At 72.0% G+C, this 14,284-nt stretch carries 11 protein-coding genes; 6 read left to right on the top strand and 5 right to left on the bottom strand.

All coding sequences use genetic code 11. The annotated features are described in order from the left end of the window. Positions 1 to 33: 33 nt before the first annotated feature. Together ACFSL2_RS14880 and ACFSL2_RS14875 are read right to left on the bottom strand one after the other, a co-directional pair. Entirely contained in the window at positions 34 to 1,212 is a 1,179-nt protein-coding gene (locus ACFSL2_RS14880) for a substrate-binding domain-containing protein (RefSeq protein ID WP_377198605.1), read from the bottom strand. Next, complete coding sequence (locus tag ACFSL2_RS14875; RefSeq protein ID WP_377198604.1) at positions 1,209 to 3,125, bottom strand: heparinase II/III family protein; 1,917 nt, start codon at positions 3,123 to 3,125, stop codon at positions 1,209 to 1,211. The genes ACFSL2_RS14880 and ACFSL2_RS14875 overlap by 4 nt, the downstream gene beginning before the upstream one ends. A gap of 187 nt (positions 3,126 to 3,312) precedes the next feature. Between ACFSL2_RS14875 and ACFSL2_RS14870 the strand changes: the two genes are divergently transcribed. The 6 genes from ACFSL2_RS14870 (at position 3,313) to ACFSL2_RS14845 (ending at position 10,198) form a co-directional block, all read left to right on the top strand. Beyond that, positions 3,313 to 4,335: a hydroxyacid dehydrogenase gene (locus ACFSL2_RS14870; protein ID WP_377198603.1), complete on the top strand. Its 1,023-nt coding sequence runs from the start codon at positions 3,313 to 3,315 to the stop codon at positions 4,333 to 4,335. Next, entirely contained in the window at positions 4,332 to 6,257 is a 1,926-nt protein-coding gene (locus ACFSL2_RS14865; RefSeq protein WP_377198602.1) for a DUF2264 domain-containing protein, read from the top strand. Before ACFSL2_RS14870 ends, ACFSL2_RS14865 begins: the two co-directional genes overlap by 4 nt. A 69-nt stretch (positions 6,258 to 6,326) precedes the next feature. Next, positions 6,327 to 7,622, top strand: a complete 1,296-nt coding sequence (locus ACFSL2_RS14860; RefSeq protein WP_377198601.1) for an ABC transporter substrate-binding protein — start codon at positions 6,327 to 6,329, stop codon at positions 7,620 to 7,622. Between the two features lie 97 nt (positions 7,623 to 7,719). Then, positions 7,720 to 8,673 (top strand): carbohydrate ABC transporter permease, encoded by a 954-nt coding sequence (locus ACFSL2_RS14855; RefSeq protein WP_377198600.1) that lies wholly within the window; start codon positions 7,720 to 7,722, stop codon positions 8,671 to 8,673. Next, complete coding sequence (locus ACFSL2_RS14850; RefSeq protein WP_377198599.1) at positions 8,673 to 9,512, top strand: carbohydrate ABC transporter permease; 840 nt, start codon at positions 8,673 to 8,675, stop codon at positions 9,510 to 9,512. The genes ACFSL2_RS14855 and ACFSL2_RS14850 overlap by 1 nt, the downstream gene beginning before the upstream one ends. Then, positions 9,509 to 10,198, top strand: coding sequence for a DUF624 domain-containing protein (locus ACFSL2_RS14845; protein ID WP_377198598.1), 690 nt, complete (start codon positions 9,509 to 9,511; stop codon positions 10,196 to 10,198). Before ACFSL2_RS14850 ends, ACFSL2_RS14845 begins: the two co-directional genes overlap by 4 nt. Before the next feature lie 106 nt (positions 10,199 to 10,304). Here ACFSL2_RS14845 and ACFSL2_RS14840 read toward each other — a convergent pair whose 3' ends face one another. The 3 genes from ACFSL2_RS14840 to ACFSL2_RS14830 all read right to left on the bottom strand — a co-directional run bounded on the left by ACFSL2_RS14840 (position 10,305) and on the right by ACFSL2_RS14830 (position 13,747). Then, complete coding sequence (locus tag ACFSL2_RS14840; RefSeq protein WP_377198597.1) at positions 10,305 to 11,216, bottom strand: sugar phosphate isomerase/epimerase family protein; 912 nt, start codon at positions 11,214 to 11,216, stop codon at positions 10,305 to 10,307. Next, positions 11,213 to 12,442, bottom strand: a complete 1,230-nt coding sequence (locus ACFSL2_RS14835; RefSeq protein ID WP_377198596.1) for a dihydrodipicolinate synthase family protein — start codon at positions 12,440 to 12,442, stop codon at positions 11,213 to 11,215. Before ACFSL2_RS14835 ends, ACFSL2_RS14840 begins: the two co-directional genes overlap by 4 nt. A 174-nt stretch (positions 12,443 to 12,616) precedes the next feature. Continuing rightward, entirely contained in the window at positions 12,617 to 13,747 is a 1,131-nt protein-coding gene (locus ACFSL2_RS14830) for a Gfo/Idh/MocA family protein (RefSeq protein ID WP_377200828.1), read from the bottom strand. Between the last annotated feature and the right edge of the window lie 537 nt (positions 13,748 to 14,284).

Here is a 14,284-nt window from a genome sequence, read left to right as displayed (position 1 = left end):
ACCGAGTACACCGAGTCAGGGCCGCAGTCCTGCCTACCCTCCGGGGACGCGCGGAGCTGTCGACGCCCGGACGATGAGGTGCGGGCTCAGCTCGACGCGGTGCACCGGGCGGTCCGCGCCGCTCGCCGGGTCGCTCCCGCCACCGTTGCCGTTGCCGTCGCGCCCACCGTCGCCGTCCGCTCCTGTGATGCCCAGCCGCCGCGTGAGCAGCTCGACCGCGCTCGCCCCGATCGCCGCCCTGGGCGGCCGTACCGCGGTGAGCGGGGGGTCGGCCAGCGCCGCGACCTCGTCGTCGTAGGCGATCACCGCCAGGTCGGCGGGCACCCGTAGGCCGCGTTCCTGAGCCTGTTCCACCAGCGAGATCGCCTCCCGGTCGGAGTGCACCAGGAGCGCCGTCGCACCACCGGCCGTGCACCGGTCGAGCACGGAGGCGGCCTCGTCGGCCCAGCCGGTGTCCGAGAGCGGCACGGTCTGCAGGTCCAGCACGACGTCGAGACCCAGCTCCTCCGCCACCGCGAGGAACCCGCGCCGGACGGCGGCCGTGTGCGGGCTGGTGCGCGACGTCACGAGCCCCACCTGCCGGTGCCCGCGCTCCGCGAGGTGCCGCGCCGCCGTTCCCGAGCCGAGCGCGTGGTCGGTGGCCACCGACTCGAGCGGCTCGCGATACGGTCCCGCCGCCAGGCGCCGTTCCATCAGGACCACGGGCAGGTTGAGGCCGGCGAGCCATTCGCCGAGCTCGGTGGCCGCCGGCCCTTCGACGGGCGGTGCGACCAGCAGGCCGTCGACCCCTGGGCCGCCGTCCTCCCCGACGAGGGCCGTGACCTGGCGCCGTACCTGGTCCACGTCGTAGGACGCGCCGCGCAGGATCAGCCGCGCCGCCCCCTGGGCGGCATCCCGGGCGCCCCGGATCACCTCGGGCCAGTAGTAGTCGAGGGACGGCACGACCATGCCGATCGTCGGCCGGCCGGCGTCGCCCGTGTCCCCAGCCTCCGCGGCGCCCGTCGCGCGTGCCGTGCGGGCCGGGATCCGGGCACCGCCGTGCACCTTCTCCAGCGTGCCGTCCGCGACGAGCAGGGCGAGGTCGCGCCGCACGGTCACGGGAGTCACGCCCAGCACCCGGGACAGGTCGCTCACGCGTGCCGAGCCCGTCTCGCGTACCCGGGCGATGAGGCGCGCCCGGCGCTCGCTCGGTAGCGGCGCTTCCTCCGTCATACAACCTCCAGCGATCCGGACCCGGTGGGTCTCATGGTTACCAGGAATGTGCCCGACGGTGCCGTTGTGCGCGCCGTCAGCCGCAACCGGGTCAGGTGTTCACCCCAGACGGCGGTCAGCTCGGGGTCGTCCAGCTCCCGCACGTCGAGCTCGGCGTCGGCGGCCGCCGGGTCCCAGGTGATGGTCAGCTCGCGGGGCGACGTCGGGCCGCCCTGCGGGGCGAACCGGACCACCGCGCTGCCGGGCGTGAGCGTGACGTCACCGGCGAGGAGCCAGTGCCAGGCGGTGCGGCCGTCGGGCGGCGACGCGGCTGCGTCCCGCGCGTCCGACTCGCCCGAAGCGTGCGTGTCCGGCGCGTCCGCGAAGGACCACGTGTCCGCGACGGTGACCGCCGGGGCGGCCCGGTCCAGGACGACCTCGCGCCACCAGTGCTCGAGCCCGCCCACCGGATAGGCCCCCGCCAGGTCCAGCCGGACCCGCCAGGGACGGGAGTCCGCCGCCGGCGGCGCCTCGAAGGCGCGGGCACCGAACTGCCCGCCCGGCGCCTGCTCCACCCCGCGTACCCGCGGGACGTTGTGCCAGTCGCCGCGGACCACCCACAGCTCGTACCGGTCCGGTCCGAAGGTCCCGGCGCGGTAGGTGGGTTTGCCGGCGTCGACCACCACGGGCACCCCGTCGAGCGCCACGATGACGGAGCCGACGTCGACGTGGTTGTGGTTCTCGCCGTTGTGCCCGCCCTTCACCGAGACGGCGAGACCGCGCGTCTCGCCGGCGCCGGACCGCGCCACGGCCACGCCCGTCGACGGGAACACCGCGCTCGGCACGAGCGGCGGCGCGCCGTCCGAGGCGTCGGCCCAGGCCGGGTCCGACAGCATCCGGACCGCACGCGGGAGCGAGGCGCGCTCGTCGAACAACCCGCCCGGGAGCCCGCGGTACGACGCCGCGTGCTGTGCCGCGGCGGCGTCGCCCGTGCGCACCGCCCACGCGTGCACGACGTTCCAGGGCCAGGTCGCGAGCGGTCGCGCGGCGCCGTCGGCGACGTTGACGTACCAGTCGCCGCCGAGGTGCATCGAGTGCGGGAAGGCGACCGTCGCGCGGATGCGGTCCAGGCTCGCGGGATCCGGCTCGATCCCGGCGAACCCGAGCAGGTCCTGGGCCTCGAGCGCGCGGGCGGCGCCCTGCCACCAGTAGTGGTAGCCCTCGTCGACCCCGCCGTCGGCGGGCAGCGAGGTCCAGTAGGCGGCGATCCCCTCCGCGACGAGCGCGGAGACGGCCCGACGCCGGTCCGGGTCGTCCTCCAGCGCGAGGTTGGCGGCGAGCACGTTGCCCTGGATCCAGGGGCTCCAGTTCATGATGGGATGGTCGACGCCGAGCCACCACCAGTCGCGCCGCTCGGTGAACGGGCGCAGCACCCGGGTCCGCGTCTCCTGCCGGATGCGCCGGCGCACGCCGGGCGCACGCTCGTCGAGGGCAGGACCCAGCAGATGGTCGATCCAGGCGAGCTGCGCGGCGACCTCGCCGGCCCCGAGGTCGAGGTAGGGCTCGGTGATGGTGGGGGTGACCCGGCCGAAGCGGTCGAACGTGTCGTCGTGCGCCGCCCAGCACCAGGTCGACTGCTCGCACAGCAGCAGCACGCCGTCGACCACCTCGTCGACCCGGTCGGTGCGGGGGTCCAGCAGGGCGGCCAGGGTGGCGCGGGTGAGCCGGGCGTGCCGAGCGGCGACCCGCGACTCATAGGCGGTGCGGTCGCCGTCCCGGAAGAACCGGGCGTAGTGCGAGGCCAGGGGTTGCGGCCACGGCGTGCCACGTTCGGCGTCGGCCGTCGCGAGCGCGGACCGGCAGTCGGCGGCCACCCGGTCGGCGGTCCAGAAGTCCCGGTCGGCGACGTCCGGCGCAGGCAGCCGTGCCCACATGTGCTCTCCCGCGGTACTCGAAATGGAGTGATCGAAAATGATCGTATAGGAACTCTTCCAGAAGGGCCAGGGGGTTGCCAAGCGCCTACTACGTGGGATTCAATGGGCCCTCGTTCGATCGTAGTTGATCGGAACTGTTCGTCTAGGTGTCAAGCGAACGGGAAACTCGATGGAGAGGAGAGCGGTGGTGCGGCGACCTGAGGTCCTGCTCGTCATGGACGACCGAGCCCGGCGTATGCAGTTCGGTCCCGAGGAGGACACCCGGCTGCGCGAGCTCGCGCGGCTCGGCGAGCCGGTGCGCGTCACCGCCTACGACACGCCCGAGGCGAAGGAACGGCTGGCCGACGTCGAGGTGCTCCTCACGTCGTGGGGCGCTCCGCGGGTCACCTCCGACGTGCTCGACCTCGCACCGAACCTGCAGGCGGTGCTGCACTGCGCGGGAACGGTCCGCCCGCTCGTGTCCGACGCGGTCTGGGACCGTGGGCTGCTGGTCACCAACGCCGTGGCGGAGAACGCCCTGCCGGTCGCGGAGTTCACCGTGGCCGCGATCGTCATGGCCGGCAAGAAGGCACCGTTCCTCGCGAACATCGCCCGCACCCGGCGCGACGACTGGTCCTACCTGGGGGACCACGGTGTGCTCTCCAACCGCGACCGGGTCGTCGGGATCATCGGCTTCTCCCGGACCGGGCGGCAGGTGGTGGCTCGCCTCACCGTGCCCGGCTCCGGCCCGGAGACCCGCGAGATCCTCGTCGCCGACCCGTTCGCCGACCCTGCCGCCGTGGCCGCTGCCGGTGCGCGGCTGGTAGCGCTCGACGAGCTGCTGGCGACGTCGGACATCGTCTCCCTGCACGCCCCCGAGCTGCCCTCGACGCGCAAGCTGATCGGTGCCCGCGAGCTGGCCCTCATGCCCGACGGCGCCACCCTGATCAACACCGCCCGCGGCGCCGTCGTGGACACCACCGCACTGGAGCGCGAGTGCGCGGGCGGGCGCATCTTCGCGATGCTCGACGTCACCGAGCCGGAGCCGCTGCCGGCGTCGTCCGTCCTGTACGACCTGCCGAACGTCATGATCACGCCGCACATCGCGGGTTCGCTCGGTACCGAGACGCGGCGCATGACCGCCGCCGCGCTCGACGAGCTGGAGCGGTTCGCGCGGGGCAACGCCCCCCGGAGCGCCGTGACCCGCGCCGACATGGAGTTCGTCGCATGAGCCACCACCTCCCCCCGCACGGGTCAGCAGCACAGGTCGCTCCGGTGACCTCGGCGTCGGACAGGTCGGGTGCCACCGGGCCCGAGGCTCGCGCCTGGCTCGCCGGCTACGCCGACCGGCTCCTGGCCGGTGTGCGGCCGTACGCCTCGCCGAGCGGCTCGCTCATCACGCTGCCGGGCACGCCCGGCGGGTACGGCACCGCCGTCGACGGCCTCGAGGGCTTCGCGCGCACGTTCCTGCTGGCCGGCTTCCGGCTCGCGGGGGAGGACGGCGCGGACCCGACCGGCGTCGCCGAGCGGTACGCGGCCGGGCTGGCCGCCGGTACCGACTCCGCCCACCCCGAGCGCTGGACCCGGCCGGAGGAGCACGGCCAGGCCAAGGTCGAGGCCGCCTCGCTCGCGCTGATCCTCGACATGACACGGCCCTGGATCTGGGACCGGCTGACGTCCGACGTGCAGGAACGCACTGTCGAGTACCTCGGCTCCGTGGTGGGCGACCCGGACTACCCGGACAACAACTGGGTGTGGTTCCGGATCGTGGTGGAGACCTTCCTGCGGTCGGTCGGCGGCCCGTTCTCGGCCGACGACGTGGCGCGCGACCTCGCCGCCCACGACCGGTTCCGCCGCGCGGACGGCTGGTTCGCCGACGGGCCCGAGCGGAGCTTCGACCACTACGCGGGCTGGGCGCTGCACCTGTATCCGGCACTGTGGGAGCGGATGTCGGGCGCCGCGGAGGTCGCGCAGGCGGCGGGTGAGGACCTGGCCGCCCGGTCCGCGAGCGACCGCAGGCACCTGGAGCGCTACCTCGACGACGCGCTGGCCCTCGTCGGCTCCGACGGCGCCCCGCTGATCCAGGGCCGCAGCCTCACCTACCGGTTCGCGGCCGCCGCCCCCTTCTGGGCGGGTGCCTTCGCGGGCGTCGGCCGGCCCGGTCAGCTCCGCGAGGCGGCGACGCGCATCGTGCGGCACTTCGCCGACCACGAGGTGCCCGGCGCGGACGGCCTGCTCACCCTCGGCTGGCACCACCCGTGGCGCCCGATCGCGCAGCGGTACAGCGGACCCGGCTCGCCCTACTGGGCGAGCAAGGGCCTGCTCGGCCTCGCGCTCCCGGCAGCGCACGACGTGTGGACCGCCGCCCCCGAGCCGCTCCCGGTGGACGACGGCGACGTGCTCACCGCCGTCGCTGCGCCCGGTTGGGCCATCAGCGCCACGCGCGACGACGGTCTGGTGCGCGTGATCAACCACGGGACCGACCACGCCCTGCCCGGGTCCGACGGCGGCGACTCGCCCCTGTACGCCCGTTTCGGCTACTCGACGGCGACCTCGCCGCTGCTCGACGCGGAAGCGTGGACCTCGCCCCTGGACCAGTCGGTGGTGCTGCTCGACGCCGCCGGCCGGGCGACGCACCGGACGGGTTTCGCACCGCCGGTCGTCACCACCGGCTCCGCCGTCGTGCTCACCTCGACGGCGGACGCCCACTGGATCGACGCCGACCTCAGCGCCCCGGACCACGGCTCCGGCCGACCCGGTGAGTCGACGCCGGCGGGGCGGATCACCACCGTGTCGCTGGTGCGCGGCGCCTGGGAGGTACGTCTGGTGCGCGTGACCGCGAGCGCGGCCGACGCCGTCGCGCTCCGGATCGGTGGCTGGGCCGCCGGCCCCGGACTCGTCTCGACGCTGGTGCCGCTCCTGGGCGACATCGCCCCCGTGTGCGGCGAGACGACGTCCGACGATGCCACCCCGCTGGCCGGCCCGACGACCACCCCGTGGTCGCGGTACGCGCCGGTCCCCGACGGCTGGACCGCCGTCGGCGTCCACCTGGCGCGCACGCCCGCAACCGGGCACCCGCGTCTCGAGATCACCGCCGGACAGGCCGCCGTGACCTGGCCGGACGGGGAACGGACCACGGCAACCCTGCCCTGACCACCTGCGCGCACCCGATGGTCGCCATCGGAGCGTCGGAGGAACGCAGTCACTCGAAGGAGAGTAGAGATGAACCGCAAGATCATGAGCGTGGTCGGCGTAGCCGCCACCGCGTCGCTGGCCCTGACGGGGTGCGGCGGAGAGGCCGAGCCGGAGGCCGCCGAGGGCCCCGTCACCATCAGCCTGGCCGGCTGGGACTTCGCGTCCACGCCGGAGTTCGAGACCCTCGCCGAGGCCTACAGCGAGGCGAACCCGGACGTCACCGTGGAGCTCAAGGAGTACCCGGCGGGCGACGACTACGACACGGCCCTCACCGCGGACCTGTCCGCCGGCGCGGCACCGGACGTCTTCATCGTCAAGAACCTGAAGAACTACGTCACGTTCACGGAGGGCGGCACGCTGCTCGACATCTCGGACGTGGCGGCCGAGCTCGACCCGGCGACCGGCGGCCTGGAGCCCATGGCCGTCGACGGCGTCACCTACGCGGTGCCCTACCGCCAGGACTCCTGGCTGCTGTACTACAACAAGGAGCTGTTCGAGAAGGCCGGCGTCGACCTGCCGGACGGTTCCTGGACCTGGGACGACTACGCGGCCGCCGCGGAGGAGCTGACCCAGGGCATCGACGAGAAGCAGGTCACGGGTACCTACCTGCACAGCTGGCAGTCCACCGTGCAGGGCTTCGCGCTCGCACAGACGGAGGGTGCCGCGCTGGACGCCGGGGACTTCTCGTTCCTCGCGCCGTACTACGAGCGTGAGCTCGCCCTGCAGGAGAACGGCTCGCAGCCGTCCTACGCCACGGTCACCACGAACGAGCTGACCTACCAGGCGCAGTTCGGCACCCAGAAGGCGGCGATGATGCCCATGGGTTCCTGGTACATCGGCACGCTGGTCGCGGAGCAGGAGTCGGGCGCCGCGGAGAAGTTCGAGTGGGGCATCGCACCGATCCCGCAGCTCGACGCGTCGACGACCGGCACCGAGAGCACGCCGGTCACCTTCGGCGACCCGACGACGATGGGCATCAACGCCGGCATCGACGAGTCGAAGATCGAGACCGCCAAGGACTTCCTGCGGTTCGCCGCCGGCCCGGAGGGTGCAGCCGCGCTCGCCGAGATCGGCATCACGCCGGCCCTGATCGACGACGCCGTGGCCGACGCGATCTTCTCGCTGGAGGGTGTGCCGCAGGACGACGTCTCCCGGTTCGCCTACACCACGCACGAGACGCTGCCGGAGAACCCGGTGGGTCAGAACACGGCGTCCATCCAGACCATCCTGGGTGAGATGCACTCGGCGGTCATGTCGGAGTCCACCCCGGTGGACGAGGCGATCACCGAGGCCGAGGAACGCGTCGCCAACGAGGTCGGCTGACCGCTCTCCCGGTCGTGGGCGCGACGATCGCGCCCACGACCGAGGAGCCGGCCCGCGCGGGCCCGGACCCACACGCACTCAAGAGGAGAAACACCCCATGACGACACCGGTCGTCGGCAACCAGCGGACCCTCGGGTTCTCGCAGCCCGCGCCCCCGCCGCCGCTCAAGACCCCACGCACGTCGCTCAAGATGCGCAACGCGCTGATCGGCTGGACCTTCATCCTGCCGAACTTCCTCGGCTTCGCGGTACTCACCCTGACGCCGGTGTTCACGCTGTTCTACATGTCCCTGACGGACTGGAACATCTTCGGGACCGCCAAGTGGGTCGGCCTGGACAACTTCGCCAGGCTGGTGGGCGACAAGAGCTTCCACATAGCGCTCGGCAACACCTTCTACTACGCGGCGCTGCACATCCCGATCACCATCGCGGTGTCCCTCAGCCTCGCGCTGCTGCTCAACCAGAAGCTGCGCGGCGCCGCGTTCTTCCGCACCGTGGCGTTCTTCCCGTACATCACGTCGATCGTCGCGGTCGCCGTGGTGTGGAACATGCTGTTCAGCCCCGAGTTCGGGCCGATCAACCAGTTCCTGGGCCTGTTCACCAACGGCGAGGTGCCCGGCTGGACGGTCTCCAAGGACTGGGCCATGCCCGCCGTGATCATCGTGGGCACCTGGAAGGACATGGGCTACTACATGCTCCTGTTCCTGGCCGGGCTGCAGACCGTGCCGACCGAGCTGCACGAGGCCGCCCGGATCGACGGCGCCGGCGCGTGGCAGCGGTTCTGGAACGTCACCCTGCCCTGCCTGCGACCCACGATGTTCTTCGTGACCGTCATGGTCACGATCCAGAGCCTGAAGGTCTTCGACCTGATCCTCGTCATGACCGACGGCGGTCCGGGGCAGGCGACCCTCGTGCTCAGCCAGTACATCTTCCAGAAGGGCTTCGAGCAGTTCCAGTTCGGGTACGCCTCCGCGATCGCCGTCGTCCTGTTCCTCATCTGCATCCTCGTGACCGTGGTGCAGTTCCTGTACAACAAGCGGAGGGATGCGTGATGGCCGCCCGTACGTCCGCGCTCCGGAAGTCCGGCCGGGTCCTGCTCTACGCGACGATGATCGTCGCGGCGGCGGGCATCATGCTGCCGTTCGCCTGGATGGTGATCTCGTCACTGAAGCTCAACAACCAGGTGTTCACGGCACCGGTGCAGTGGATCCCGGATCCGGTGCAGTGGCGCAACTACATCGACATCTGGATCAAGGCCGACATGGTCACCTGGGTGCGCAACACCCTCGTCGTGTCCGTGGCCGTGACCTTTCTGCAGGTGCTGACCGGCAGCTTCGCCGCCTACGGCTTCGCCAAGATGCGGTTCCCCGGCCGGGACGTGCTGTTCCTGCTGTACATCGGGACCATCGCGGTGCCGTGGCAGTCCTACATGATCCCGCAGTTCCAGATGCTCTCGAGCTGGGGGCTCAACAACACCCTGTGGGCAATCATGCTGCTGCAGGCGTTCGGCGCTTTCGGTGTGTTCCTCATGAAGCAGTACTACGAGTCCATCCCGGACTCGCTGTCGGAGGCGGCGCGCATCGACGGGCTCTCCGAGTACGGGATCTGGTGGCGCATCATCATGCCGCTGTCGGTGCCGGCCCTGGCGTCCCTGACGATCATCACGTTCGTCCAGACCTGGAACGACTACCTCGGCCCCCTCATCTACCTGCGTGAGCGGCCGCTGTGGACCATCCAGCTCGGTCTGCAGTCGTTCATCGGGGAGTACAACGCCGAGCACGCGCTCATCATGACGGGATCCGTGCTGTCGGTGCTGCCCATCGCGCTGATCTTCCTCTTCGGCCAGCGCTACTTCATCCAGGGCATCGCGACGACGGGCGTCAAGGGATGACCACCGCGGACACCGCGGGGGCAGCCCCGCGCCGCCGGCCGCTGATCGGGCCGGAGACCTACGAGATGGTGTTCGGCACCGTCTACACCGGGCTGATGACGAACCTGCTCCTGGCAGTCGCGTGCCTGCCGCTCGTCGTGCTGCTCGCGGCGACGGACCCCGGGGCGACGTGGCCGTACCTCGCCGTGGCGGCGCCCCTGCTCGGGCCGGCCCTGGCGGCTGCGTTCGCGGTGTTCGCCGCCTTCAGCTCCGACGGGTCGACGGCGGTCGTGCGCACCTTCGTGCACGCATGGCGCAAGCACCTGCGTCGGGGCCTGGCGATCGGGGCGCTCGCGACGGGCGCCGTGGTCGTCGCAGCCGTCGACGTGGCGTTCTTCTGGGGCCGCACCGCGGGCGCGGTGGCCATCCCGGTGCTCGTGTCCCTCGCGGTCGGCGCGGTGCTGACGGCGGTGCTCGCGCTCGCGGCCGTGCCCGAGATGCCGGGGGCGCGCCTGCGTGCGGTGCTGCTCGCCGCGGTCGTGCTCGGGGCGCGGCGCTGGTACCTCTCGGCGGGGGCGGCGCTGGTGCTGGCGCTGCTGGTGTCGGTGCTGGCGGCCCGCCCGGTGGTGGGTCTCGGCTTCGCCGCCGCCCCGCTCCTGTACGCGATCTGGGGCATCTGCCGCTTCACCCTCCGCGTGCCCCGGTAGCCGGGTAGCCCGGGTAAGCCGCGCAGGGTGGTCGGTAGAACGTCAGGTGGTCGGTACCCCGGGGTACCGACCACCTGACGTTCTACCGACCACCCTGCGCGACGACCTACAGGTGCGGGGCCACGTGCTTCTCGTAGCGGGACAGCACCGTCGCGGCCGTCTCCGCCGTCGGGCGGGCCCAGATCTCCTCGTTGAAGATCTCCGTCTCGATATCGCCCACGTAGCCGGCGTCCCGCACCCAGCCGGTGATGGTGGCGAAGTCGATGTATCCGTCGCCCACGTGCCCGCGTGAGTTCAGGGGCTCGGCCGCGAGCGGCAGCACCCAGTCGCACACCTGGTACGACGCGATACGGTCCTCGCGCCCGGCCCGCGCGATCGACTTGCGCAGCGCCGGGTCCCACCACACGTGGTAGGTGTCGACCACCACGCCCACCTCGGACGCCGCGAACGGCGCCGCCAGGTCCAGCGCCTGCGCGAGCGTCGAGATCACCGCCCGGTCGGCGGCGAAGATGGGGTGCAACGGCTCGAGCACGATCCGCACGCCGTGCTCGGCGGCGAACGGCACGAGGTCGGCGATCCGGTCGGCCACGCGGCCTCGCGTCCCGACGAGGTCCCGGTCCACGTCCGACGCCGGTGCGCCGCCCGGCGTCGAACCCGGCAGCCCGCCGACGACGAAGACGAGCTCCGTGGTGCCGATCGTCGCGGCCTCCTCGATGGCCAGCTTGTTGTCGTCGAGCGCGGAGCGGATCCCGGCGTCGTCGGCCGCGGTGAGGAACCCGCCGCGGCACAGCGACGACGCGCGGAGTCCGGCGTCGGCGATGATGCGGGCGGCCCGCTCTGCCCCGACGTCCTGCACCACGTTGCGCCACGGCCCCACGGCGCCGAAGCCCGCGGTGGCCGCGGCCTCGCACGCCTCGGCGAGCGAGGCGTGCTTGACGGTGGCGGTGTTCAGCGCCGCGCGCCCGGACCTGTCAGACGTGTGGGTCACTCGGGTGGCCTGAGGCTCTGACACGTTCATGCGGTGACCCCGTTCGTCGTGAGGAAGGAGCGGAGGCGGGCGGCGGCCAGCGGCGGGTCGAGCAGCATGCCGCAGCCGTCGGCCAGGCGGGCCAGCTCGACCAGGTGCCGCAGCGACCGGCCCGAGTGCAGCCCGCCCACCAGCGAGAACCCCGGCTGGAAGCCGTTGAGCCAGGACAGGAACGCGATGCCGGTCTTGTAGTAGTAGGTCGGCGCCGCGAAGATGTGCCGTCCCAGGGCCTCGGTGGAGGCAAGGATCTTGTGCCCGCCCTCGGCGTCCCCGGCGTCGAACGCCTGGAGCGCCGTCGAGGCGGCCGGGTAGACCGCCGCGAAGATGCCGAGCAGCGCATCCGAGTGGCCCTGGTCGTCGCCGGCGATGAGCTCGGGGTAGTTGAAGTCGTCACCGGTGTAGAGCCGGGGCCTCGTCCCCGCGTCCGACGGCGGCAGCGAAGCGAGCGACCGGCGCAGGCCCACCTCGTGGGTGGCGTCGAGCAGCGACACCTTGACGCCGTCGATGCGGGGCTGGTGCGCGCGGATCAGGTCGAGGAACGTCGCCGTGGCGTCGTCCACCGAGTCCGATCCCCAGTATCCGGCCAGCGCCGGATCGAACATGGTGCCCAGCCAGTGCAGGATCACGGGCTGCTCGGCATCGGCCAGGACGGCGTCGTACACCCGGGCGTAGTCCTCGGGTCCGCGGGCCACCTTCGCCAGCGCGCGCGAGGCCATGACGATGACCTGCGCCCCGGCGTCCTGCACCAGGTGCACCTGCTCGCGGTACGCGTCGGCCACCGTGGCGAGGCCCGCGTCGCCGGGCTCCAGCGCGGCGACCACGTCGGGGGAGAGCTGGTCGGTGCCGGCGCCGCACGCGACGCGCGCGCCCACGGAGGCGGCCTCGGCCGCGGACCGGCGCACGAGCTCCTGGGTCGCAGCCCAGTCCAGCCCCATGCCGCGCTGCGCGGTGTCCATCGCGTCGGCGACGCCGAGCCCGTGCTCCCAGATGCGGTGACGGTAGGCGAGAGTGGCGTCCCAGTCGACGACGGCGGGCGCGCCCGGCACGTTCTCCGCACCGATCTGCGGCACCACGTGGGCCGCCGCGAAGGCGACGCGCGAGGTGATCGGCGCCGACGGCGTCGTCCAAGGGCCGGGGGCGCTCAGCTCGACGGTCTCGGACCCGGTGACCCGGCCGTCGCCGTCGAACACGGGAAACGTGACTGCTGCGGTGCTCACAGGTGCTCCTTTCCGTGCTGTTCCTTGTGTTCCGTTTCCGGCGTGTGCCTCGTTCCTCGGCCCGCACCGTCCACTGCACCCTTCGTCACAGCTGTTCCTTTCCGTGCTGTTCCTTGTGTTCCGTTTCCGGCGTGTGCCTCGTTCCTCGGCCCACACCGTCCACTGCACCCTTCGTCACAGCACGATCTCCGGGATGTCGAGACGGCGGCCCTCCGCCGACGACTGCAGCCCCAGCTCGGCGAGCTGCACGCCGCGGGCGGCCGACAGCAGGTCGTAGCGGTGCGGACGCCCGGCGACCGCGTCGGCCAGGAACTCCTCCCACTGCAGCTTGAAGCCGTTGTCGAGGTCGCCGTTCGCGGGGACGTCGAGCCACTGGTCGCGGAACGGCTCGGTGACGGGCAGGTCCGGGTTCCACACGGGCTTGGGGGTGTGCGACCGGTGCTGGGCGCGGCACTCACGCAGGCCGGCCACCGCCGACCCGTGGGTGCCGTCCACCTGGAACTCGACCAGCTCGTCGCGGAACACGCGCACGGCCCAGGACGAGTTGATCTGCGCGACGACGTCGTCCCCGCCCGGGGTGGTGACGTCGAAGATGCCGTACGCGGCGTCGTCGGCCGTGGCGGCGTACTCGGTGCCGCGCTCGTCCCACCGGGTCGGGATGTGGGTGACCGTCTTGGCCGTCACGGTCTTGACCTGCCCGAGGATGCCCTCCAGCACGTAGTTCCAGTGGCAGAACATGTCGGTGGTCATGCCACCGCCGTCCTCCTTGCGGTAGTTCCACGAGGGGCGCTGCGCGGGCTGCGAGTCGCCCTCGAACACCCAGTAGCCGAACTCGCCGCGCAGCGACAGGATGCGGCCGAAGAAGCCCTCGTCCACGAGCCGGCGCAGCTTCACCAGGCCGGGCAGGTACAGCTTGTCGTGCACCACGCCGACCGTCACGCCCGTCTCGGCCTGGAGCTGCGCGAGCTCGATCGCCTCGGTGAGCGTCTCTGCCGTCGGCTTCTCGGTGTAGACGTGCTTGCCCTGGCGCATCGCCTTGGCGAGCGTCGCGGGGCGCAGGTTGGTCATGGCGGCGTCGAACACGATGTCGGCGTCCGCGATGGCGGTGTCGAGGTCGGTGGTCCAGTGCTCGACGTCGTGCAGCGTGGCGAGCTCCTTGAGCTTGTCCGCGTTGCGGCCCACCAGCACGGGCTCGACCTGGACCCGGGAACCGTCGGGGAGCGTGACGCCGCCCTGGTCGCGGATCGGCAGGATCGAGCGCACGAGGTGCTGGCGGTAACCCATGCGGCCGGTGACGCCGTTCATGGCGATGCGAAGTGTGGTCACGGGCGGGACTCCATCGTCGTAACTTGGGAATGCGCTTTCCCGAAGAGCCTAGCGCACCGGACGGGCGAACGTACATGGGGGAGGCCCGGCGGCCCGGGACTGCGGTCCGGAGTGGGGTTGGGCGTCGTCGATCCGCGGGGGTTCTGGCCTCGGGTGTCGAGCCGCAAGTTGCCGGTGGTGGGTTGGGTGTCGAGCCGCAAGTTGCCGGTGATCCTCGTGGCCGAGCCGCAAGTCTGTGGTGCACCCGGCCGCCGAGCCGCACGGTGTTGGTGCACCCGGCCGCCGAGCCGCAACTTGTTGGTTCACCCGGACGCCGAGCCGCAGGTTGTTGGTGAATCGGACCGCTGAACCGCAACGACACGCCGATGTTTCGGATTGCACCAGCGTGTCGTTGCGGTTCGAGCACGACGAATACGGCCAAGTTGCGGTTCGAGCACGACGAATACGGCCAAGTTGCGGTTCGAGCAAGAGGACGACGGCCAAGTTGCGGTTCGGCGCGGGAACCGCAAAATCGGC

Source organism: Promicromonospora aerolata, assembly GCF_042682255.1.
Lineage (GTDB): Bacteria > Actinomycetota > Actinomycetes > Actinomycetales > Cellulomonadaceae > Promicromonospora > Promicromonospora aerolata.
Note: the sequence above shows the minus strand (reverse complement) of the source record. Positions and strands in the feature narration are given on the sequence as shown.

Coding starts and splice junctions, on each gene's coding strand:
- ACFSL2_RS14865 (WP_377198602.1), top strand. CDS start 4,332: ATGAGCCACCACCTCCCCCCGCACGGGTCAGCAGCACAGGTCGCTCCG.
- ACFSL2_RS14850 (WP_377198599.1), top strand. CDS start 8,673: ATGGCCGCCCGTACGTCCGCGCTCCGGAAGTCCGGCCGGGTCCTGCTC.
- ACFSL2_RS14875 (WP_377198604.1), bottom strand. CDS start 3,125: ATGTGGGCACGGCTGCCTGCGCCGGACGTCGCCGACCGGGACTTCTGG.
- ACFSL2_RS14840 (WP_377198597.1), bottom strand. CDS start 11,216: ATGAACGTGTCAGAGCCTCAGGCCACCCGAGTGACCCACACGTCTGAC.
- ACFSL2_RS14855 (WP_377198600.1), top strand. CDS start 7,720: ATGACGACACCGGTCGTCGGCAACCAGCGGACCCTCGGGTTCTCGCAG.
- ACFSL2_RS14845 (WP_377198598.1), top strand. CDS start 9,509: ATGACCACCGCGGACACCGCGGGGGCAGCCCCGCGCCGCCGGCCGCTG.
- ACFSL2_RS14880 (WP_377198605.1), bottom strand. CDS start 1,212: ATGACGGAGGAAGCGCCGCTACCGAGCGAGCGCCGGGCGCGCCTCATC.
- ACFSL2_RS14830 (WP_377200828.1), bottom strand. CDS start 13,747: ATGAACGGCGTCACCGGCCGCATGGGTTACCGCCAGCACCTCGTGCGC.
- ACFSL2_RS14860 (WP_377198601.1), top strand. CDS start 6,327: ATGAACCGCAAGATCATGAGCGTGGTCGGCGTAGCCGCCACCGCGTCG.